The sequence below is a fragment of the Rhodococcus sp. S3 genome (genome assembly GCF_058211795.1).
Window position 1 is genome coordinate 4,667,656 of record NZ_CM177074.1, and the last position, 21,145, is coordinate 4,688,800.

Annotated in this window: 19 protein-coding genes, 1 pseudogene and 1 riboswitch; of the genes and pseudogenes, 10 read left to right on the forward strand and 10 right to left on the reverse strand. The window is 65.5% G+C overall.

What is annotated here, in order from left to right; translation table 11 throughout:
- The first annotated feature begins 4 nt into the window (after nt 1-4).
- From AC0LPE_RS21545 to AC0LPE_RS21570, 6 genes and pseudogenes are all read left to right on the forward strand, one after another.
- Nucleotides 5-925 (forward strand): DnaJ C-terminal domain-containing protein, encoded by a 921-nt coding sequence (locus AC0LPE_RS21545; protein ID WP_006930779.1) that lies wholly within the window; start codon nt 5-7, stop codon nt 923-925.
- The gene (locus AC0LPE_RS21550) at nt 922-1,251 is read left to right on the forward strand and encodes a chaperone modulator CbpM (RefSeq protein WP_006930777.1); all 330 of its coding nucleotides are present in this window, start codon (nt 922-924) and stop codon (nt 1,249-1,251) included. Before AC0LPE_RS21545 ends, AC0LPE_RS21550 begins: the two co-directional genes overlap by 4 nt.
- On the forward strand, nt 1,233-3,863 hold the full coding sequence (gene clpB, locus AC0LPE_RS21555; RefSeq protein ID WP_006930774.1) for an ATP-dependent chaperone ClpB: 2,631 nt from the start codon (nt 1,233-1,235) through the stop codon (nt 3,861-3,863). Before AC0LPE_RS21550 ends, clpB begins: the two co-directional genes overlap by 19 nt.
- Before the next feature lie 14 nt (nt 3,864-3,877).
- Complete coding sequence (gene trxA, locus AC0LPE_RS21560; RefSeq protein WP_029540149.1) at nt 3,878-4,330, forward strand: thioredoxin; 453 nt, start codon at nt 3,878-3,880, stop codon at nt 4,328-4,330.
- Nucleotides 4,327-4,503: pseudogene (locus AC0LPE_RS21565) on the forward strand (UBP-type zinc finger domain-containing protein); the annotation flags it as partial. The gene trxA and the pseudogene AC0LPE_RS21565, both read left to right, overlap by 4 nt.
- Before the next feature lie 135 nt (nt 4,504-4,638).
- Entirely contained in the window at nt 4,639-5,892 is a 1,254-nt protein-coding gene (locus AC0LPE_RS21570; protein ID WP_430715646.1) for an IS256 family transposase, read from the forward strand.
- 261 nt (nt 5,893-6,153) lie between these two features.
- On the opposite strand, the gene AC0LPE_RS21575 is transcribed toward AC0LPE_RS21570, so the two are convergent.
- The 3 genes from AC0LPE_RS21575 to AC0LPE_RS21585 form a co-directional block, all read right to left on the reverse strand.
- Nucleotides 6,154-7,373, reverse strand: a protein-coding gene (locus tag AC0LPE_RS21575) for an IS3 family transposase (protein ID WP_490605199.1) whose coding sequence is annotated in 2 segments (ribosomal slippage) — nt 6,154-7,064 and nt 7,064-7,373 — 1,221 coding nt in all. Because the reading frame shifts where the segments join, the coding sequence is not laid out codon by codon here.
- 604 nt (nt 7,374-7,977) lie between these two features.
- Nucleotides 7,978-9,762, reverse strand: a complete 1,785-nt coding sequence (gene thiC / locus AC0LPE_RS21580; RefSeq protein WP_145690714.1) for a phosphomethylpyrimidine synthase ThiC — start codon at nt 9,760-9,762, stop codon at nt 7,978-7,980.
- Nucleotides 9,761-9,870, reverse strand: a riboswitch (TPP riboswitch). Its footprint overlaps the gene before it by 2 nt.
- 522 nt (nt 9,871-10,392) lie before the next feature.
- Complete coding sequence (locus AC0LPE_RS21585) at nt 10,393-10,932, reverse strand: ATP-dependent DNA helicase RecG (RefSeq protein ID WP_143533417.1); 540 nt, start codon at nt 10,930-10,932, stop codon at nt 10,393-10,395.
- A 195-nt stretch (nt 10,933-11,127) separates the two neighbouring features.
- On the opposite strand from AC0LPE_RS21585, the gene AC0LPE_RS21590 reads away from it, so the two are divergent.
- Complete coding sequence (locus AC0LPE_RS21590) at nt 11,128-11,856, forward strand: MOSC domain-containing protein (protein WP_473242884.1); 729 nt, start codon at nt 11,128-11,130, stop codon at nt 11,854-11,856.
- Nucleotides 11,857-11,862: 6 nt separating this feature from the next.
- On the opposite strand, the gene AC0LPE_RS21595 is transcribed toward AC0LPE_RS21590, so the two are convergent.
- Entirely contained in the window at nt 11,863-13,293 is a 1,431-nt protein-coding gene (locus AC0LPE_RS21595; RefSeq protein WP_490605200.1) for an acyl-CoA synthetase, read from the reverse strand.
- Nucleotides 13,294-13,431: 138 nt separating this feature from the next.
- On the opposite strand from AC0LPE_RS21595, the gene AC0LPE_RS21600 reads away from it, so the two are divergent.
- From AC0LPE_RS21600 to AC0LPE_RS21610, 3 genes are all read left to right on the forward strand, one after another.
- Nucleotides 13,432-14,169, forward strand: coding sequence for an IclR family transcriptional regulator (locus AC0LPE_RS21600; protein WP_490605201.1), 738 nt, complete (start codon nt 13,432-13,434; stop codon nt 14,167-14,169).
- Between the two features lie 124 nt (nt 14,170-14,293).
- Entirely contained in the window at nt 14,294-14,968 is a 675-nt protein-coding gene (locus AC0LPE_RS21605) for a hypothetical protein (RefSeq protein WP_443209345.1), read from the forward strand.
- The gene (locus AC0LPE_RS21610; protein ID WP_016932798.1) at nt 14,968-15,186 is read left to right on the forward strand and encodes a helix-turn-helix domain-containing protein; all 219 of its coding nucleotides are present in this window, start codon (nt 14,968-14,970) and stop codon (nt 15,184-15,186) included. Before AC0LPE_RS21605 ends, AC0LPE_RS21610 begins: the two co-directional genes overlap by 1 nt.
- 98 nt (nt 15,187-15,284) lie before the next feature.
- Here AC0LPE_RS21610 and fahA read toward each other — a convergent pair whose 3' ends face one another.
- The 6 genes from fahA to AC0LPE_RS21640 all read right to left on the reverse strand — a co-directional run bounded on the left by fahA (nt 15,285) and on the right by AC0LPE_RS21640 (nt 21,111).
- Nucleotides 15,285-16,469 (reverse strand): fumarylacetoacetase, encoded by a 1,185-nt coding sequence (fahA, locus tag AC0LPE_RS21615; RefSeq protein WP_490605202.1) that lies wholly within the window; start codon nt 16,467-16,469, stop codon nt 15,285-15,287.
- Complete coding sequence (locus AC0LPE_RS21620) at nt 16,466-17,347, reverse strand: hypothetical protein (protein WP_230824990.1); 882 nt, start codon at nt 17,345-17,347, stop codon at nt 16,466-16,468. Before AC0LPE_RS21620 ends, fahA begins: the two co-directional genes overlap by 4 nt.
- Entirely contained in the window at nt 17,344-18,546 is a 1,203-nt protein-coding gene (locus AC0LPE_RS21625; RefSeq protein ID WP_490605203.1) for a homogentisate 1,2-dioxygenase, read from the reverse strand. Before AC0LPE_RS21625 ends, AC0LPE_RS21620 begins: the two co-directional genes overlap by 4 nt.
- A 116-nt stretch (nt 18,547-18,662) precedes the next feature.
- Complete coding sequence (locus AC0LPE_RS21630) at nt 18,663-19,190, reverse strand: MarR family winged helix-turn-helix transcriptional regulator (RefSeq protein WP_016692512.1); 528 nt, start codon at nt 19,188-19,190, stop codon at nt 18,663-18,665.
- A 52-nt stretch (nt 19,191-19,242) separates the two neighbouring features.
- The gene (locus tag AC0LPE_RS21635; RefSeq protein ID WP_145690707.1) at nt 19,243-19,647 is read right to left on the reverse strand and encodes a hypothetical protein; all 405 of its coding nucleotides are present in this window, start codon (nt 19,645-19,647) and stop codon (nt 19,243-19,245) included.
- Nucleotides 19,648-19,779: 132 nt separating this feature from the next.
- Nucleotides 19,780-21,111: an MFS transporter gene (locus AC0LPE_RS21640; protein WP_490605204.1), complete on the reverse strand. Its 1,332-nt coding sequence runs from the start codon at nt 21,109-21,111 to the stop codon at nt 19,780-19,782.
- Nucleotides 21,112-21,145 lie beyond the last annotated feature (34 nt).

A 21,145-nucleotide genomic window follows, 5' to 3' on the forward strand; every position in this document is an offset into this window, starting at 1 on the left:
CGCCATGGCGCGTGACTATTACGAAGCGCTCGGGGTCCCGCGCAGCGCCGACACCGACGAAATCCAGCAGGCCTACCGCCGACTTGCCCGCAAATATCACCCCGACATCAACAAAGACCCCACTGCGGAAGACAAGTTCAAAGAGATCAATGAGGCCTACCAAGTGTTATCCGACCCAGACACCCGGAAACGCTACGACCGATTCGGGGACGACTTCCGTCGGGTACCCGAGGACTACGACGAACGGGTCCGGGCAAGCGCCGGCGGGTACGGCGGCGGAAGGTACAGCGGTGGGGGCCGGAGGGTGCACTTCGGACACGGCACAGACGGCGAGGGGGGCGTCGACTTCGAGGACCTCTTCGGACAGATGTTCGGCGGCGGTGGCGCGTACGGCCCGATTCCCGGCGCCGATCAGGAAGCGGAACTGGAACTGACCCTGGAAGAGGCGTACCGGGGCGGCAAACGCACTCTCCGTCTGGACGGACGACGATACGACGTCAACATTCCGGTCGGTGTCCTCGACGGCCAAAGAATCCGGCTGGCCGGGCAAGGGGGCCGAGGCAACGGCGGCGCACCGCCCGGGGATCTGTACCTCGTGGTCCGGATCAAACCGCATTCCCGGTTCCGCGTACAGGGCCGGGACATCTACGTCGACCTTCCCGTCTCCCCCTGGGAAGCAGCACTCGGCGCGACGGTCGCCGTTCCCACTCCCGGCGGTGAGGCGAAAGTCAAAGTCGTACCGGGCTCGTCGACAGGTAGGAAGCTGCGCCTGCGCGGAGAAGGCATGCCCAACCCGCGAGGCTCCAACGGCAACCTCTACGCCGAAATCAAGGTGATGGTGCCATCGAAACCGACAGCACGTGAACGCGAGCTGTTCGAACAGTTGGCCGCCGAATCGAACTTCGACCCGAGGAAACAGCCATGAGCACCCCGACCCCGGGCACCCAGTACATATTGGTTCGCCGTACCGGAATGTCGCTGGATGTCTTCGCCGAACGTACCGGGCTGCACCCCGACCTGGCAAGAAAACTCGTGGCTCTCGGCCTGATCGACGCACGCCGCGACCCCGGCGGCGAAATATTGTTCGAACCGTCAGCAGTGGCCCACGCTGCCCGCATCCAACGGTTGCGGACGGGTCTAGGCCTGAACTACTCGGCAATCGGGCTCGTGCTCGATCTGCTGGATCGAATCGAGAAACTCGAAGCAGCGTCCCACGGAAGGAAGACACCCCCATGGACACCGGCAGTCTGACTGAAAGGTCACGAGAAGCCCTGCAGGAGGCCCAGAACATCGCGACCAGAATGGGCCACACCGAGGTCGACGGAGAGCACCTGCTGCTCGCGTTGGTCGATCAGCAGGAAGGGCTCGTACCGCGACTGCTCGAGCAGGCCGGTGCGAACGTCGACGCCCTACGCTCCGATCTGGAACAGGCACTCATGCGTAGGCCGAAGGTCAGCGGCCCCGGTGCGACGCCCGGTCAGGTGATGATCACCCAGCGCCTGGCCAAACTGCTCGACGCCGCCGAACGAGAGGCAAAGCGACTCAAGGATTCCTACGTGTCGGTGGAGCATCTCGTGATGGCCCTCTCCGAGGAGGGGTCGACCAGTGCGGCCGGACGGGTTCTCACCAGCCATGGGGTCACACGAGAGACCTTCCTCGCCGCCTTGACCACAGTGCGCGGCAACCAGCGCGTCACCTCGGCCACCCCGGAGGGGGCGTACGAGGCGCTCGAGAAGTACGGACGCGACCTCGTCTCCGAGGGCCGAGCAGGCAAACTCGATCCGGTCATCGGGCGAGACGCCGAAATCCGCAGGGTAACGCAGATCCTGAGCCGGAAAACGAAGAACAATCCGGTGCTGATCGGCGACCCCGGCGTCGGCAAGACCGCGATCGTCGAGGGACTCGCCCAGCGGATCGTCCGCGGCGACGTGCCCGAGGGCCTACGCGACAAAACGATCTTCTCGCTCGACATGGGTTCCCTGGTGGCCGGCGCGAAGTACCGCGGCGAGTTCGAGGAACGGCTGCAGGCGGTGCTGTCCGAGGTGAAAGCGGCCGAGGGGCGCATCCTGTTGTTCGTCGACGAGTTACACACCGTCGTCGGCGCAGGATCGGTCGGCGGCGAGGGATCTCTCGACGCCGGCAACATGCTCAAACCGATGCTCGCCCGCGGCGAACTGCACATGATCGGTGCCACCACTCTCGACGAGTATCGCAAGCACATCGAATCCGATGCAGCATTGGAGCGTCGATTCCAGACCGTTCTCGTCGACGAGCCCAGTGCCGAGGATGCAATCTCGATTCTGCGCGGACTTCGAGAACGCCTCGAGGTGTTTCACGGCGTGAAGATCCAGGACGGCGCACTGGTGGCCGCCGTGACCCTCTCGCACCGGTACATCACCGACCGTTTCCTTCCGGACAAGGCGATCGACCTGGTAGATGAAGCGTGCGCCCGGCTACGAACCGAAATCGACTCGATGCCCGCCGAACTCGACGAACTCACCCGGAAAGTGACCCGGCTGGAGATCGAAGAGGCCGCCCTGTCCAAGGAAACGGACGCCGCCAGCAAGACACGCCTCGAGGAGTTGCGTAAGGAACTGGCCGATCTGCGGGCCGAGACCGACGCCCGGCACGCTCAGTGGGAGGCAGAGCGCCAAGCGATCCGTCGGGTGCAGGAGCTACGGGGAGAGCTGGAACGATTGCGACACGAAGCCGAGGAGGCCGAACGCAATTACGACCTCAATCGGGCCGCCGAGCTGCGATACGGCGAGATCACCGAACTCGAACGCAAACTCAAGGCGGCGGAGGAGCAATTGGCCACCAGGCAAGGCCGCAATCCGTTGCTGCGCGAGGTGGTCACCGAAGACGAGATCGCAGAAATCGTGGCCGCATGGACGGGTATCCCGGTCGCTCGACTGCAGGAAGGCGAGCGGGAGAAACTGTTGAAGCTCGACGAGATCCTGCACGAGAGAGTCATCGGTCAGGACGAGGCGGTACAACTAGTCGCAGACGCGGTAATCAGAGCAAGGTCGGGTATCCGCGATCCGCGCCGGCCGATCGGTTCGTTCATCTTCCTGGGCCCGACAGGTGTGGGGAAGACCGAACTCGCAAAGACGCTGGCCAGTGCCCTCTTCGACAGCGAAGACAACATGGTGCGCCTGGATATGAGCGAGTACCAGGAACGGCACACGGTGAGCAGACTCATCGGTGCACCCCCCGGGTACGTCGGGTATGACGAGGGGGGTCAGCTCACTGAGGCGGTGCGTCGCAAGCCGTACTCCGTGGTGCTCTTCGACGAGATCGAGAAGGCCCATGCCGACGTCTTCAATACCCTTCTACAGGTGCTCGACGACGGCCGGATCACCGATTCTCAAGGCAGGCAGGTCGATTTCCGGAACACGGTGATCATCATGACCTCGAACATCGGATCCCAGCATCTCCTCGACGGAGTCACAGCGGACGGCGAGATCAAGCCGGACGCCCGGGCGCGGGTGCTGGCGGAACTGCGCGGGCACTTCCGTCCCGAGTTCCTCAACCGGATCGACGACATCGTGTTGTTCACCCCGCTCACGCTGCCCCAGATCGAACATATCGTCGAGCTACAACTCACCGATCTTCGGAACAGATTGTCAGAGAGACAGATACACTTGAATATCACACCGGAAGCACGCCGGCTCATCGCCGAACACGGTTTCGACCCGGTCTACGGTGCACGACCCCTGCGCAGGTATATCGCCCATGAGGTCGAAACCAGGATAGGTCGTGCGCTGTTGCGCGGCGAAATCGAACCGGGCGGCACCATCGATGTCACGGTCGATGACGGCGAACTGTCCGTCGCATATACGGAACCCGCCATCGCGGCCTGAGAAGGGGTGTCGTCATGGGATCCGACAAGGTGAAGTGCCCACACTGCGGCAAGGTCAACAGGGTACCGGCGGCCGGGAACGGGAGACCCCGCTGCGGAAATTGCCACGAGCCGCTGCCCTGGATCGCCTCGGCAGGGGATGGCGACTTCGCGGAGGTCGCCGAGAAATCCTCGGTGCCTGTACTCGTTGACCTCTGGGCGACGTGGTGCGCTCCGTGCCGAATGGTCAGCCCCGCGCTCGAGCAGCTCGCCACAGAACGCGCAGGTCAGATCAAGCTCGTCAAGGTTGACGTGGATGCTGCACCCCAGACGGCCGAACGTTTCACCGTCCGTGCCGTTCCGACGCTGCTGGTGATGGACCGAGGTGAGGTACTCGCTCGTCAGGCGGGCGCCGCTCCGGTACCGGTGTTGCGCACATGGCTCGATCAGGCGCTCTCGGAAAAAGCAGGCAAGGAGGCGAACTCATGACTTTTGCCCACGCGGACCCACATGTGATCGCGATCCGGGCCGTGGCGCCCCGCACTCCACAAGGTTGCGAGGAATGTCTTCGCCTCGGCACCCCGTGGGTACATCTGAGGCTGTGTCTGTCGTGCGGACACGTCGGTTGCTGCGACTCCTCGCCGGGCAAGCACGCGAGCGCACAGTAGTGCCCCATAGAGTGGTGTAACCCGGTGACCAGCAACACAACCGGCAGCGTGTCGCTGCTGGACGTGAAACGGTCACCGCGTGATCCTTCGAGTCAACCTTCCACAGAATCCTCGAACGGAGTCATCACGATGACCGCACCCCACATTGTCGACCCTGCAGGCGTATTGCACCAAGCCCTGACCGACGCGTCGCCCGATCTGATGCGCGAACTGCTGCAAACCATGATCAACGCCCTGCTGTCCGCCGAGGCCGACGCGGTCTGCGGCGCCGAATGGGGCCGACAGTCCACCGAACGAGTCAATCAGCGCAACGGATACCGGCACCGTCCCCTCGACACCCGCGTCGGCACCATCGACGTCGCGGTCCCCAAACTCCGATCCGGAACGTATTTCCCCGAATGGCTCCTCGAACGCCGTAAACGCGCCGAGGCGGCATTGATCACCGTGGTCGCCGACTGCTACCTGGCCGGGGTCTCCACCCGCCGGATGGACAAGCTGGTCAAAACCCTCGGCATCAACGCACTGTCGAAATCCCAGGTCTCACGCATGGCCGAGGACCTCGACGAGCAGGTCGCCGCGTTCCGGCAACGCCGCCTCGATCACGCGGGCCCGTTCACGTTCGTCGCCGCCGACGCATTGACGATGAAAGTCCGCGAGAACAAGCAGGTCGTGAACGCAGTCGCGATGGTCGCCACCGGAGTCAACGCCGATGGGCACCGCGAAGTGCTGGGCTTGCATGTGGCCACCAGCGAGACCGGGCCGGCATGGAACACCTTCTTCGCTGACCTGGTCGCTCGAGGTCTGAGCGGGGTCCGGTTGGTCACCTCCGATGCGCACCGTGGTCTGGTCGATGCGATCGCGGCGAACCTGCCCGGTGCTGCGTGGCAGCGGTGCCGGACCCACTACGCGGCGAACCTGATGAGTGCGTGTCCGAAGAGCATGTGGCCGGCGGTCAAGGCGATGTTGCATTCGGTCTACGACCAGCCGACGGCCGATGCGGTCGATGCTCAGTTCGATCGTCTCGTCGAGTACACCGAGGACCGGCTCCCGGCGGTGGCTGAGCACCTGGGTAATGCTCGCCCGGATCTGTTGTCGTTCAGTGCTTTTCCGAAGGATGTGTGGACTCAGGTGTGGTCGAACAATCCGGCCGAGCGGCTCAATCGAGAAATCCGGCGTCGGACCGATGCGGTGGGGATCTTCCCGAACCGCGACGCGGTCGTCAGGCTGGTCGGTGCTGTTCTGGCTGAGCAGACCGATGAATGGGCGGAGGGTCGGCGGTATCTCGGGCTCGAGGTGCTGGCTCGTTGTCGTGCCGTTGGTGCGGAGCCGGAGTCCTGCGGGGAGGTGGTTACAGAGCCTGCCGCCGCGATTCCTGCTGCATAGTCAGGACAGGAGAAAGGATCACCGTCCTACACCACCTATCGGGGCTTGACCGAGCGCACACGCTCACGCCCTTGGCCATCCGATCGTCCAGTCGATGGAACCCGGTGAAGATTGGCGTTGGTGTTATGTCGACCAGAATTTCGTCTGAGGACGCCCCACGCCTCGGCGACGGTCAGCTCGTCGACGACGAGACTCCGGATGCAGTCGGGGCATTCCCGCGGTTGACGGAGGGCGTTCCCCCCGAGATGTGGACACCAATACCTATGCGGCGGAAGCCATCATAGTCGATCTCTGCTCGAACTCGATAGGACAGATCTGACCGAGAGCGGAATGCCTCCTTCGCGTGTTGTAACGCGTGATCCAACGGAAGACGGCGGTGCGGGCCTCACCTGCGCTGTTCCACCTTTTCCGGCCCTGGAGTGTCTCCCGCTTCAACGTCGCATTCCATGATTCGGCGGCAGCGTTGTCCGCCGACGTTCCGACCGCACCTCGCGACCGGGTCACGCCCAGCTCGCGGCAGACATCCGCGAAGTTCTGCGAGACGTATTGGGCACCGTTGCCGGAGTGGAAGATCGCGCCGTCGAGACCGGCGGCACCGCGGGCGGCGGCCGCTGCCCGCAGGGCGTCGGTGACCAGCTCGGTGCGCATATGCGGTGCGATCGACCACCCCGCCAACCGTTTGGAGTTCAGGTCCAATACTGTTGCCAGATAGAGGAAGTCACCGTCCCCGACGGGGAGGTAAGTGATGTCGCCGACGTACTTGGTGTTCGGTGCGCTCGCGGTGAAGTCCCGCCGGATCAGGTCCGGCACCGGGCTCGCGGAAGGTTCGGGGACTGTGGTGCGCACGGTCTTGCGCAGGTGCACCCCGACGATCCCGTTCGCACGCATCACCCGTTCGACCCGCTTGTGGTTCACCTCGATCCCGGCGTCGCGCAACTCAGCCGTGATGCGCGGGGCACCGTAGGTGCCGTCGAACTCGTCGTGAATCCCACGGATCCGCGTCGCGAGCTCCTCGTCGGCACGGGCACGTTCGGCCCGGGCAGGCGCGGCGGCGAGCCACCGGTAGAAACCGGATCGGGACACCTCGAGGATCTGGCACAGCCACTTCACCGGCGCGGTGTTGCGGTGGTCGTCGACGAACTGGAAGCGGCTCACCAGTTGGTCTCGCCCGCGAAATATTTCGCGGCCCTCCGCAGAATTTCCCGCTCGGTCTCCAGCTTGCGGATCTGCGCTTTGAGCTGCCTGTTTTCCTCTTCCAACACGGACTCGGACGATACCCCGCCCGCCGGTGCCGGCTTCCGGGGCCGGTCCGCTGCGGACGCAGTGCCGGTGCGTTTACGTTCCGCACGCACCCAGTTGCGCAGGGTTTCGCGGCTGACGCCCAGGTCCTTGCCGATGCCCTCGAAGGTGTGGCTCGGGTCGGACAAGTACAGCGCGACGGCATCGGCCTTGAACTCCGCCGAATACGCCTTCATCACCATCGTGACATCACTCCTTCTGGGCCCTTCATGGCCCAGTGTTCAGGATGTCCACACTCCGGGGGGGAATGCCCCTCTCCTCGAACGCGCCCGCCTCGACCGGGCCCGATGCCTTGCCGCCGTGGGCTCCGACAACCGTGACAACATCGCCGTGTCCGTAGCAGCCCACGGAGTGCACTCCGACGCCAGACTCGTCCTCAGAGCCGGCGAACACGAAGCCCTCACCGACACCGGATCCCTCCTCCCGCTAGGGATCACCAGGAATGTCGCAACCTTGAGTGCAACCTTCGTCGTCGCCCGACTGCTCGGTCTCGACGCACACCGTGTGGTAGTCGCAAACGACACGATCCACCTCGAACTCGACGGGTCCTTCGAACAGTTCGTCCTCGCCGCACGACACCATTGCCCCCATGTCACCGGGACAGATGCTCACTACCCCTCGTTCGAGGTACGACTCCGACGAGCGCCTTCGAGGCAGCGCACATCAACATGGCACGAATCCGGAGCCGACAGACAATAGCGTCGACGATTGTCCAGTCATGCAGCGCTGGCGAGTTTCCTCCGTCGCACTGTGACCGCCAGCGACATTGGGAACTCACCCGACTCCTTACGTGGGCACACCGCCCGTTTCGGCTCCAATCGACTCGTGCCCCGCCACATCCTCGAGGGCCGGAACGGTGGGCGCGTTCAAGTACACCGTGCTGCCGGCGGCCCTGAACTGGTCGGACATATGTTGCATCCCGGCGACGGCGGCCTGGTCGGCGGCGTCACCGAACCTGGTCCGGATGTCTTGGGAGATACGCATCGAGCAGAACTTCGGCCCACACATCGAGCAGAAGTGCGCTGTCTTGGCCGGTTCGGCCGGAAGCGTCTCGTCATGGAACTGCTCGGCCGTATCCGGATCCAGCGACAGAGCGAACTGATCCCGCCACCGAAACTCGAAACGCGCCTTCGACAACGCGTCGTCGCGCTCGACGGCACCGGGATGGCCCTTGGCGATGTCGGCGGCATGAGCGGCGATCTTGTACGTGATGACCCCGGTCTTCACGTCGTCCCGATTCGGCAGTCCCAGATGCTCCTTCGGGGTGACATAACACAGCATCGCGGTGCCATGGCGGGCGATCTCGGTGGCCCCGATCGCGGAGGTGATGTGGTCGTAGCCCGGAGCAATGTCGGTCACCAGCGGCCCCAGGGTGTAGAAAGGCGCTCCATGACATAACTTCTGCTGACGCTCCACATTTTCCCGCACCCGATGGATCGGGATGTGGCCAGGGCCTTCGACCATCACCTGAACGTCGTGAGCCCAGGCACGGGTGGTCAGTTCTGCAAGGGTGTCCAGTTCGGCGTACTGCGCGGCGTCGTTGGCGTCGGCGATCGACCCCGGTCGCAGCCCGTCCCCGAGGGAGAATGCCACGTCGTAGCGGGCGAAGATCTCACACAGTTCGTCGAAGTGGGTGTAGAGAAAATTTTCCTCGTGATGGGCGAGGCACCAACCGGCCATGATCGACCCACCTCGGGAGACGATGCCGGTGAGCCGCTCGGCCGTGAGCGGTACGTAGCGCAGCAGCACTCCGGCGTGGATGGTCATGTAGTCCACACCCTGCTCACACTGCTCGATCACGGTGTCGCGGAAGATCTCCCACGTCAGCGCATCGGCCTGGCCGGCGACCTTCTCCAGAGCCTGGTAGATCGGCACCGTGCCGATCGGCACCGGGGAGTTGCGAATGATCCATTCTCGGGTGGTGTGGATATCTTCGCCGGTGGACAGGTCCATCACAGTGTCCGCGCCCCAACGGGTGGCCCAGCGCATCTTGTCGACTTCTTCGACGATGGAGCTGGTCACCGCTGAGTTGCCGATGTTGGCATTGATCTTCACCAGGAAGGACTTGCCGATGATCATCGGCTCGGACTCGGGGTGGTTGACGTTGGCGGGGATGATCGCCCGACCCGCCGCCACCTCCGAGCGCACCAGTTCCACGTCGCAGTTCTCCCGCAGCGCCACGAACCGCATTTCCTGGGTGATGATCCCCGCCCGGGCATAGTGCATCTGCGTGACCGTCCGGCCTGTCTTCGCTCGCACCGGGACAGGTCGGGGCCCCTTCCACTCCTGGGACGCCTCTCCACGCCGCACAGCCGAGCGGCCATCGTCGAGCAGATCCCGTTCTCGCCCCGGGTAGTGCTCGACGTCGCCGCGAGCAGCAATCCAGTCGGCGCGCGTCGGCGGGAGCCCGACCAGCGGATCGCTACCGGGACCTGCAGTGCGGTAGACCTGCAGCGGCGGGTTCGGCACCCCGCCGGGAGAGTCGTTCAAGCGGATCTCTGTGACAGGTACACGCAGGTCGTGTTCCTCGTCGTGGACATAGCTCAGGGCATGCGAATTGGATGCACTCATCGGAATCGTTCCTACTTCCTTCGCCGGCATTACCCGGGCAGGTTCGACGGTCGCAGGCTGCCTCAGCCCGATCTCAGCCCCTGCAATAGGGCTCCCGTGGGGACGTCACAGACCCTAACACCCGACTCGTCTCGCTGCAGATGTAGCTGGTCCGGTCGTCGGAGCGGTGCGGACCGGGGACGGCGTCGCCAACACCTTCTCGTAGTCGGCCAGCGAAGATCGATTCCTACCTCGATAGGGCTGTCGACCAGGGTGATCGCCTCCGCAATGATCCCCCTCGCCGACTCGAGCAGACGGTCGATCAGCCCAAAGTGATGCACAGCGTTCGCTCCTCGAGTCGCCGTGCCCCGGAATCGAAGAACTCCGGGGCACAGGGCGAGCAGCTTCGAGGGGTGAGCGGCCTGCCAGGACTCGACCACTCCAGAAACGGAGTTGAATATTCGTCACCGCAGCCCAGTCGAAGGAGCCACAGCCAGACCGCAACATGCGTGTGGGACGTTGGGGACTGCTGCACGATTCGGCGACAGTTTCGGTCACGCAGCCTGTGCGACTGGTGTGGTCATGATGGTTTCGAACTCGACCGGCGTCGATCGGGGGAGAGGCAGGTCCGGGACACCAGCAGGTCGACGGTCACGCCGAGAGGCCGTAATGCTTCGGCGATCTCTTCGAAGTGTTGCGCCGAGCGAGAATATCGGTCGGGGCCATGAGGACCGCCTGAAAGCCGCCTTCGATTACCAGTAACGCAAACGCAGTGGCTGCCAGGACGGGGGCCTTTCCGGCGCCGACGTCTCCCTGCAGCAGCCGATTCGTCGGCCGGAGGCGGTCATGTCGGTGTGGATATCGGCTATCACCCGCAGCTGTGCACCTGTGGGTGTACGGCAGGCCGGCCAACCATGCATCGAGCAGTCGCCCGGTGGGCTTGTGGGCGATGCCGACTTCTGCGGCTTGTGCGTTTCGAAGCACTCCGAGGGCAAGCTGCGACCGCAGGAGTTCTTCATAGGCCTGTCGGTCCCGTCCCTTTTCTGCGTGCTGTTTGGATGCGGGGACATGGACAGCGCGTAGCGCGGTCAGCTGCGACGGCAGCTTCCGTTGAGCCAGCAAGGTCGAGGGATTCGGGTCATCCAGCTTCGGGAGTCGGCGGCGTGCATCGACCGCGGCACGGCGCAGCATCCACGTGTCCACCTCATGTTTCTGCGATTGGGGTAGATCGCGAGCAGTGGTGCGGTGGATTCGCTCATCGGCTCCAACAGTGGTGAGGTCATCTGCAATGCGCCGTTGAAGAACATGGCGGAGACTCGGGTGTTTTCGTCCGCGAGTTGGAATAGCACGTAACATTTTCCCCAGTTCCCCGTATGCTCACGAGTCGTGCGTATCGATCAGGTGTGGCGTTATCCGGTGAAATCGTTCGGAGGAGAACGGATCGACGCCGCAGCGATCGAAGCGGACGGTGTGCGCGGCGATCACCTGTGGGCGCTGGTCGACGCCGAAACCGGAAACATCGCGAGTGCGAAGCGGTTCCGCCGATACGGACTGCTGTTGACCTGCTCCGCGCGACTTCTGAGCGACGACGAGCCCCGCGACCCGGCGGCACTGGAACTGACGCTGGCCGACGGCACGGTGGTGCGCGGCGACGATCCCGAGGTCGACGACCTGCTGTCGAAGCTGGTCGGTCACGACGTGCGGCTCGAACCGCGCGACCGAACCTACGACGAGGCGCCGTTGCATCTCGTCTCCCGCTCCGCGGTCGAGGCGCTCGGCACCGGCGACCCCACCGATGTGGCGTTGCGGCGGTTCCGGCCGCAGCTGGTCGTCGACACTCCGGACACGACCGGTTTCGTGGAGGACGAATGGATCGGCCGACGGGTGTCGGTGGGCTCGGCAGTTCTCGAACCGCACAAGCGCACCGCGCGGTGCGTCATGGTGACGCTCCCCCATCAGGAGGTTCCCGCGCGGCGCGACATGCTGCGTGACGTGATGACCGCGCATCAGGTGCCCACTGTGCCGGAGGGCAAGCCGATGCCGTGCATCGGCATCTACGCGACCGTCCCGACTCCCGGCGACATCACCGTCGGCGACGAAGTCGGGATCGGGTAGACCGGGTCACTTCCCGGCGAGGTAATCCTCGACGAGGATCTTCTTCTGCACCTTGCCCATGGCGTTGCGCGGAAGTGCGTCGACGGTACGGATCTCGCGGGGACGCTTGTGGACCGAGAGGGTCTGCGCGACGAAGTCCGAGAGTTCGCTCGGATCACGGAGATCCCCGACGACGTAGGCGACGATCCGCTGTCCGAGATCGTCGTCCGGCACACCCACCACCGCCGCCTCCTGCACACCGGGGTGGTTCAGCAGCGCGTGCTCGACCTCGCCGGCACCGATCCGGTAGCCGCCGGACTTGATCATGTCGACCGATTCGCGGCCCACGATGCGGTGGAAGCCCTGGTCGTCGATCACGGCGATGTCGCCGGTCTTGAACCAGCCGTCCTCGGTCATCGACTCGGCGGTCTTCTCGGGATTGTTCAGGTAGCCGTCGAACAGGGTGGCGCCGGAAACCTCGAGCTGGCCGAGGGTTTCGCCGTCGTGTGCCACGAGGTTGCCGGCCTGGTCGCGCAGGCGGGTGGAGACCCCGGTGATCGGCAGTCCCACCCAGCCGGGCCGGCGCTCACCGTCGTGGCGGGTGCTGATCGTGATGATCGTTTCGCTCATCCCGTACCGCTCGATCGGTGCGGCACCGGTGAGGGCGAGCATGCGCTCGAAGACCGGCACGGGCAGGGGTGCACTGCCCGACACGAGGAGGCGCGCGGACGACAGTGCGCGCGCGGAGGATTCGTCGGCGACGACCCGCGACCACACAGTGGGAACACCGAAGCAGAGCGAACCACCCGCTGCCGCATAGGCTTCGGGCTTCGGGCGCACGGTGTGCACGAGCGGCGAGCCCTGCCGGAGCGCACCGACGACGCCGAGGATGAGCCCGTGGACGTGGAACAGCGGAAGTCCGTGGACGAGAGTGTCGTCGGACGTCCAGTTCCACGCCTCGGCGAGGCCGTCGAGACCGGCCGCCACGGCGGACCGCGAGAGCACGACTCCCTTGGGGGCGCCGGTGGTCCCCGAGGTGTACATGATCATCGCGGCACTGCCCGGATCGGCCTCGGCGTGTGAGGACGACGAACGTGCGCTCGCGTCGACGGGGACCGCGGGCAGGGTGACGTCCTCGGGCGCGGCGCCGAGCCACACCTGTGCACCCGAGTCCTTCAGGATGTGAGCGCGTTCGGCCGGGCCGGAATCCGGCGGCACGGGCACCGCGGCCACACCGGCCATGAGGCATCCGGTCGTGGCGATCACCGTCTCGATGCTCGCGGTGGCGTCGATGGCGACCCGCGAGGAACCGGCGACCTCGTCGGCCACCGCGGCGGCGGCCGCGATCAGTTCGGAGCGGGTGAGCGAGACGTCTCCGACGCGGACGGCGCTGCGGTCGTCACCTGCTCCGGACTCGGTGAGCGAGGTCAGCAACGGCACGGGCGTGGTGGTGGTCATCGGTGGGTCCCTTCTCGACGTCCTGCCGGACGGTGTCGCGCAGCGCCTGGTCCACATTGTGGACCGCCGTGCTACGATGCGGTCCGGCTCAACCTATAACCCGTGACGCCTGCCGTCAACGATGCGCGAAAGGTTCCGATGAACAGCGTTCTCACCGCACTCCGCGTGTTCGAGGAGGTCGCGACCACGCAACCAGTCGGGCTCTCGGAGTTGAGCAAACGTCTCGACGTCCCCAAGAGCACCGTGCAGCGGTGCCTGAAGACTCTCGCCGAGGCCGGCTGGATATGCCCCTCGACGGCGAATGCCGGGCAGTGGGTCATCACCGGCCGCGCGTTCAGCCTGGGCAGCGCGATGTCGTCCGGCGACGACCTGCGCGAGGTCGCACTCCCCGAACTGAACCGCCTGCAGGCGGAGACGGGTGAGACGATCCATCTCGCCGTGCCGGACGGCAACGAACTGGTCCTGATCGAGCGACTCGACAGTGCCCATCAACTCCGCGCCTTCCTTGCGCTCGGCACGCGCCTCCCCCTGCATGCCGCGTCCACCGGCAAGGCCTATCTCGCGTCGCTGCCCGACGCGCGGATCGAGGACTTTCTCGCGACCGAACTTCCTTCGCTGACCGAGCACACCGTCACCGACCCGGTGGCGCTGCGCGAGGAGATCGCCGAGATCCGCGCCCGCGGGTACGCCGTGACCGAACAGGGGCTGCACGACGGCATCGCCGCCGTCGCCGTCGCGCTACGTGGGCGCGGCGGCACCGTGCGCGGTTGCTTCAGCATCTCGGGCCCGGCCTCGCGACTGACGCCCGACCTCTTCCCCGACTACGGCGCGAAGGCGCTGGCAGCGCGGGACGCGATCGAGCGTCGCCTACCCTGATCCGCTCCGACCAGGACCGGCGGGAACCCGCCACCTCTGGACATATCGTTTGTCGATAGGTATAACGATTATCGATGGTATCGACAATCGATAAACCCGCCGTCCGGCGAGTTCGGAGACGACCATGAATTCCACCCACGACACCGACCGCCCCCAGGGCCCGGGCGCCGAACCCGACACACTCTCCCCCACCGAGACGTCGAAGAAGGACCGCACCGATCTGTGGGCGTCCCTCACCGTCTTCGCGCTGACGTCGCTGATCGTGCTCTTCACCTATGTCCGCGACCTCGCGAGCTCCCTCGGCGACGGCGTCGTGACCGCGCGGGTCCGGTTCGACGACGCGGCAGCGGCGCCGGTGCTGTCCACCCCGAACGGCGTCGACCTCCAGACCACCTCGACGACGGTGATCGACGTTCCGACCGACACCCTCTCCCCCGTCAGCGTCGGCCTCATACGCGCCGGGGAGGCGGTACAGACGTTCGGTTACCTGACAGCCCTGGCCCTGCTGAGCTGGATCGTCGTGCGATTCGTCCGGGGCCGACTGTTCGACCGTGGTGTCATCCGGCTCGTGTGGATCACTTCCATCGTGGCGATCGCGACCATCATCGTCCCGATGATCCCCCGCACGCTGGGCACCAACATGCTGATCCGTGACGTGGACATGAATTACGTCCTCTCGAACGCGCCTCTCGGACCGGAGTTCTGGTACGCCTATGTCTTCTGCATGGTGATCTCGGCCGTGGGCGTGGTGCTGCGGATCGGCAGCCGCATGGCGCGCGACAACGAAGGACTCGTCTGATGCCTCCGGAAACCGAGCATGCCGTCCGGTGTCATCTCGACGAGCTGCTGGCCGACCGGGGCATGACGCTCACCGAGTTGGCCGAGAAGGTCGGCGTCAGCGTGGTGAACCTGTCGGTACTCAAGAACGGACGCGCCCGCGCGATCCGCTTCTCGACCCTCACCGCCCTGTGCCGCGTACTGGATTGCTCTGTGGGCGACATTCTTTCGGTCGACTGACCGAACCGAGAAACGGCGATGCCCGGAACCTCGTGGGTTCCGGGCATCGCCGACGGTCCGGCCGGTGGCGCTCCGGCTGACGCACGGACCTGTTTCTTCTATTCCCCGATCGCGGGAAGAATGCGGGTGCGGACCTCACCGAAGCCGATGCGGGTCCCGTTCGGGCCGGGCGCGGTGGCCGAGATGGCGATCTCGTCGCCGTCCTCGATGAAGGTGCGCGTCGCGTCGCCGACCTGCACGGGTTCTGCTCCGCCCCAGGTGAGTTCGATGAAGGCGCCGCGTTGGTCCTTCTCCGGGCCCGAGATGGTGCCGGAACCGAACAGATCACCGGTGCGGGTCGCGGCACCGTTGACGGAGGTGTGGGCGAGCATCTGCGCCGGCGACCAGTACATCTGCGCGTACGGCGGGCGCGACACGACGTGCCCGTTCCACTCGACCTCGAGATCGATGTCCAGGCCCCACTTCTCGGTGCCCTTCAGGTACGGCAGCGGCTCCGGGTCCTGCACCGGGGTGTCGATGCGGGCGGCCTCGAGTGCGGCGAGCGGAACGACCCACGGCGAGATCGACGTCGCGAAGGACTTTCCGAGGTTCGGGCCCAGCGGCACGTACTCCCACGCCTGGATGTCGCGGGCCGACCAGTCGTTGAGGATGACGGCACCGAAGCAGTGGTCGGCGAACTCGTCGGGAGTGATCTGCGAACCCATCGGGGAGCCGACACCGACGATGAAGCCCATCTCGGCCTCGATGTCGAGGCGGATCGACGGCCCGAAGACCGGCGCAGCATCGTTGGGGCCCTTGCGCTGTCCGCACGGCCGCACGATGTCGACACCCGAGGTCACGACGGTGCTCGACCGGCCGTGGTAGCCGACGGGCAGGTGCTTCCAGTTCGGCATCAGCGGGTCGGGATTCTGCGGGCGGAACAACCGGCCGAGGTTCGACGCGTGGTTCTCCGACGCGTAGAAGTCGACGTAGTCGGCGACCTCGATGGGCAGGTGCATCGTCACGTCGGCGACGGCGAAGACGGCCTCGTCGGCGACATCACCGGCGACGAGTTCCTTGATCGCAGCGCGGACTTCGTCCCATCGGGTGCGGCCCTGGGCCATGAACGCGTTGAGCGACGGCTCGGCGAAGACGACGTCGTCCTCGAAGACACGGCTCAGGTCGAGGACCGAATCTCCGACGCGGACACCGACACGGGGTTCGCTGTCGGCCGTGGAGAAGATGCCGTACGGCAGGTTGTCGAGACCGAAGAGCGAACCCTCCGGAATGGCGATGGTGGTCATGCGTTCGTTCCTTCGGTGATCGGGGAAACGGTCGACGGCACCAGACCGAGGCCGAGCAGATCCTCGAGCGGTTCGGCGATGCTGCAGGTGCCGTACGACAGGAAACGGCGCCGGACCTCTGCGGCCCGGTCGTCGGACAGGGCGCCGAGGCGCGCGGAGAGCACTGCCCCGTCGCGCTCGGCGAGCACGGAGGCGACCTCGTCGGTGTCTGCTCCGGACAGCACCGCGTCCACCGCGGCCAGCAGGTTCACGAACCCGTGCTGCTCGAAGCCGGTCTTCGGGTCGGTGTTGCGCACCGCATGGTGCAGACCGGCGGTCGCCTTGAACGGAACACCCGTGGTGACGACCGTGCCGACAGCCGCGGCGAGTTCGGCTTCGTCGGGATAGGCCTCGGCGACGATGCCGCCGGTGCGGAACTTGGCCGCGTAGGGCGTACCGACCATGCGGGCGAGGATCTCGGCGCGACGCTCGTCGCGCGGAACCTCCACGAAGACATCGACATCCGGGCGGTCCGTGGAGATCTCGCCGAGTGCTGCGAACAGCTCGTCGACGGATTGCTCTGCGGGGACCGCGATCTCGAGTGCCACCACGGACACCGAGTCCATCGCGTCGACCTGTTCGAGTGCGGGCCGGACAGCTGCGGCGCCGGTCGGTGCGGTCAGGCTCAGGGCCAGCTCACCGGGATACGGGTGCTGCGCGAGATGATCCGCGAGTTCACCGAGGCGACCCGCCGGGAAGACGAACGCTCCGACGAGCGGTGCGTGCGCGGACGAGCGGTGCCCGGCGTGGGCGGGGACGGCGACGGGCAGCGGGGCGTTGCCCGGAGGGAACAGCGCAGCGTCGTCGCACAGTCCGGTCAGAAGAGGTCCGAAAGTCACTTGGCTGCTCCTGCATTGCGGTTCCAGCTGCCGGCGTAGGCGGCGTCCTCGCACGCGAGCGCACCCTCACCGAGTTCGAGCGGACGGAAGGTGTCGACCATGACGGCGAGCTCGTCGAAGAACTCCACACCGATGCTGCGCTCGTAGGCACCCGGCTGCGGACCGTGCGCGTGACCACCGGGGTGCACCGAGATCGACCCCTGGCCGATACCCGATCCCTTGCGGGCCTCGTAATCGCCGCCGCAATAGAACATGACCTCGTCGGAGTCGACGTTCGAGTGGTAGTACGGCACCGGCACGGCCAGCGGGTGGTAGTCCACCTTGCGGGGCACGAAGTTGCAGATGACGAAGTTGTTGCCCTCGAACGCCTGGTGCGCCGGCGGCGGCTGGTGGACACGGCCGGTGATGGGCTCGTAGTCGTGGATCGAGAAGGTGTACGGGTACAGGCAGCCGTCCCAGCCGACCACGTCGAAGGGGTGGTGCGGCATCAGGTAGCGGGTGCCGACGACGCCGTGCGAGGTGCGGTGCTTGACGAGCACCTCGACGTTCTCCTCCTCGACCTGCATGAGTTCGGTCGGGCCGTGCAGGTCGCGCTCGCAGAACGGCGCGTGCTCGAGGAACTGCCCGAACTTCGACAGGTAGCGCTTCGGCGGCACGATGTGGCTGTTGGCCTCGATCGTGTAGGCGCGCAACGGTGCGTCGCCCTTGGGCACCCAGCGGTGGGTGGTGGCCATCGGCAGCAGCACGTAGTCGCCGGCCTTCGCCTCGAGCGGACCGAAGACCGTCTCGACGGTGGCCTCACCGGACTCGACGTAGACCATCTCGTCGCCGACGACGTTGCGATACAGCGGCGAGGGCTTGGACGACACGATGTACGAGATGCGGACGTCGGCGTTGCCCAGGACCAGACGACGACCGGTCACGACGTCCGTCTCGGCCCAGATCGTCTCGGGGAACAGATCGTGCAGCTTCAGGTGTCGCGGCTTGAGCGGGTGGTTGGGCGTGGTGGTCTGATCGGGCAGCTTCCACTCGGTGGCGTCGACGATCGCCGACGGGATGTACCGGTGGTAGAGCAGCGCCGAGTCGGACGAGAAGCCCTCCTCGCCCATGAGCTCTTCGTAGTACAGGTTGCCGTTCTCGTCACGGTGCTGGGTGTGACGCTTCGGTGGGATGACGCCGAGCTGTCGGTAGAACGCCATGATCTGACTCCTCGCGGATCTCGGGCGTGCGAGGGAAGGTCGCTCGCCTGGAATTAGTAAACACATTAACTAACCGGAGGGCGTGAGCGCAACCACAGAGTGGTCACGAGGCTGTGTCAGTTGCGTCCGCGCACGTCGAACTGGCTGCGGTTGGTGATCAGCTTGTTCAGGAGCATCACGAGGATCTGCTGCTCGGTGGGGGTGAGCACCTCCACCCAGGCCTCCTCGCGCTCGTTCTGCGCGCGGAAGCTGTCGCGGATCTCCTTCTCCCCCGCTTCGGTGAGCGACAGCTGCACCGAACGTGCGTCGTGGCTGACCGGCGTCTTCTCCAGAATTCCCGCTTCGACCAGCGGTTTCGCGAGGTTCGAGACGGCGGCGCGGCTCATCCCGGTGAGCCGCGCGGCGACGTTCGGCTCGATCGGGCCCGCGAGCCAGATGACGAACATGAGCCGATAGGCCGACCACGACCGGCCACGCGGACGGTGGACCGCGGCCTCGAGGTCGTAGGTGACGATATCCGAGGCCCGATTGAGGGTGAGCAGGACTTCGGTCGCACTGCGGTGATGTTCGCCGAACTTGCTGTTCAGACGCTCCTGCGCGAGTTCGACGAAGGACCAGTAGTCGAGGTCGCGGGGTCCGGACATGCGGTCACAGTACCGCAGATCCGGGATAATTCATCCATTTACTATCTTGGGTTCAGAAGAGCGGATACACGAAGTGCCCGACACCTCCGCCGGGTGCACTCGACCCCGTCACGTTGGGCAGGTTCGCGGGCAGACGCTGAAGCTTGTGTGGACGGCCTTCGAGGTCGGCCTGCCAGCAATCGGTCGTCACGCCGTGGAAGCCCTGACACACGATGCGGGTGTTCGTGCCGAAGGGCGAGGTCAGCCGCGGCTCGTTCACCAGCGGATTCCAATAGGCGAGTTCGTCCGGGGTGAGCCAGTTGGCGGGGTCCACATCCGACACGGAGATCGGACTGTTCGGTTGCTGGACCGGCCACTCGTCCTGCGCCGACGCGATGCCGGCGCCGCCGAGGACGATGCCTCCTGTCACTGCGGCGACCGCTCCGGCCCGCAGTACCCGTCGAAATCCGTTCGCCATCGTTCCCCTCCGGCCGTGTCTCCGGGACCCGTGTCCCCTGGACATCGAAACACGGACCGGGCGGTCCGGATATGGGAATGCCGGAATTGTCGGCCCCCGACGGGTTCCGACAATTCCGGCTGCACCACAGGACTAGTCGGTGCGGAGTTCGATGCCCTTCGTCTCCTCGATGAAGAAGACCGCACCGAGGGTGAGCAGCGCACAGAACACGAAGTACCCGGCCGGTGCCAGCGAGTTCCCCGTGACGTCGATCAGCCACGTCGCGATGAACGGTGCGGTGCCGCCGAGGCACATGTTCGTCACGTTGTTCCCGAGAGCGATACCGCTGTATCGCACGGACGCCTTGAGCATCTCGACGTAGGTGACGAAGGAGGCGCCGTTGACCACCGACACGCAGATGAACAGCACGGACTGGCCGACGACGGCCTGCCAGACGGTTCCGCCGGACATCAGCATGAACATCGGAACACCGACGATCGCGGATGCGGCGCTACCGGCGAACAGCACCGGCTTGCGTCCGTACTTGTCGGCGAGATAACCGGCGATGGGCAGCGTGATCACACCGAGTACGAGAGCGAGACAGGTCGACAGGAACGCGACGGAGGCCGACAGCCCACCCGTGGTCTGCAGATAAGTCGCGGCATACACGGAGGCGATGTAGTAGCCACCGATGATGAGCGCACCGAGCAGGATGATCTTGACGACGCTTCCGCCCGATGTCTTCAGCAGCTCGGCGATGGGCAGCTTCTTCGTCTCACCCTTGTCGGCGAGTTCCTCGAACTGCGGGGTGTCCTCGAGGTGGTTACGGATCCAGACGCCGATCACGCCGATGACCACGCTGAGCAGGAACGGAACACGCCATGCCCATTCGAGGATCTGCTCCTCCGAGAAGGTGGACGTGATGCCGAGCGCCACGAGAGACGCCACCAACGACCCCAGGTAGGTACCCGAGTTGACCATGGACGTCTGCGTCGCGCGCCAGCGTGCCGGTGCGGATTCGGAGACGAATGCGTTCGCGCCGCCGAGTTCACCGCCGGCCGCGAAGCCCTGCAGGCAGCGGGCGAGCACGAGCAGAACCGTCGCCCACACGCCGAGAGTTGCGTAGGTGGGCATCAGACCCATGGCCGCGGTCGCCACGACCATGAGCAGAATCGTCCACGACAGTGCGTTCTTCCGGCCGTACTTGTCACCGATGTGCCCGAAGAAGATACCGCCGGGCACCCGGAGGAAGAACGCCACGGCGAAGGCCGCGAACGTACCCAGCAGAGCAGCCGTCTCGTCCTGCGAGACGAAGAACAGGGTGGCGACCATCGTCGCCATGTAGCCGTAGATACCGAAGTCGTAGTACTCCACGATGGTGCCCACGACGGCAGCACGAATGACCTTCGCCGTCGACTGCTTCGGCTGCGGAGTGCCGACCTGGGGTGGACTCACTGCGGGGGATACCGCGTCCGATCCGAGCATGTTCGTGTCCTTTTCGAATGTGAGTGGAGGAGGC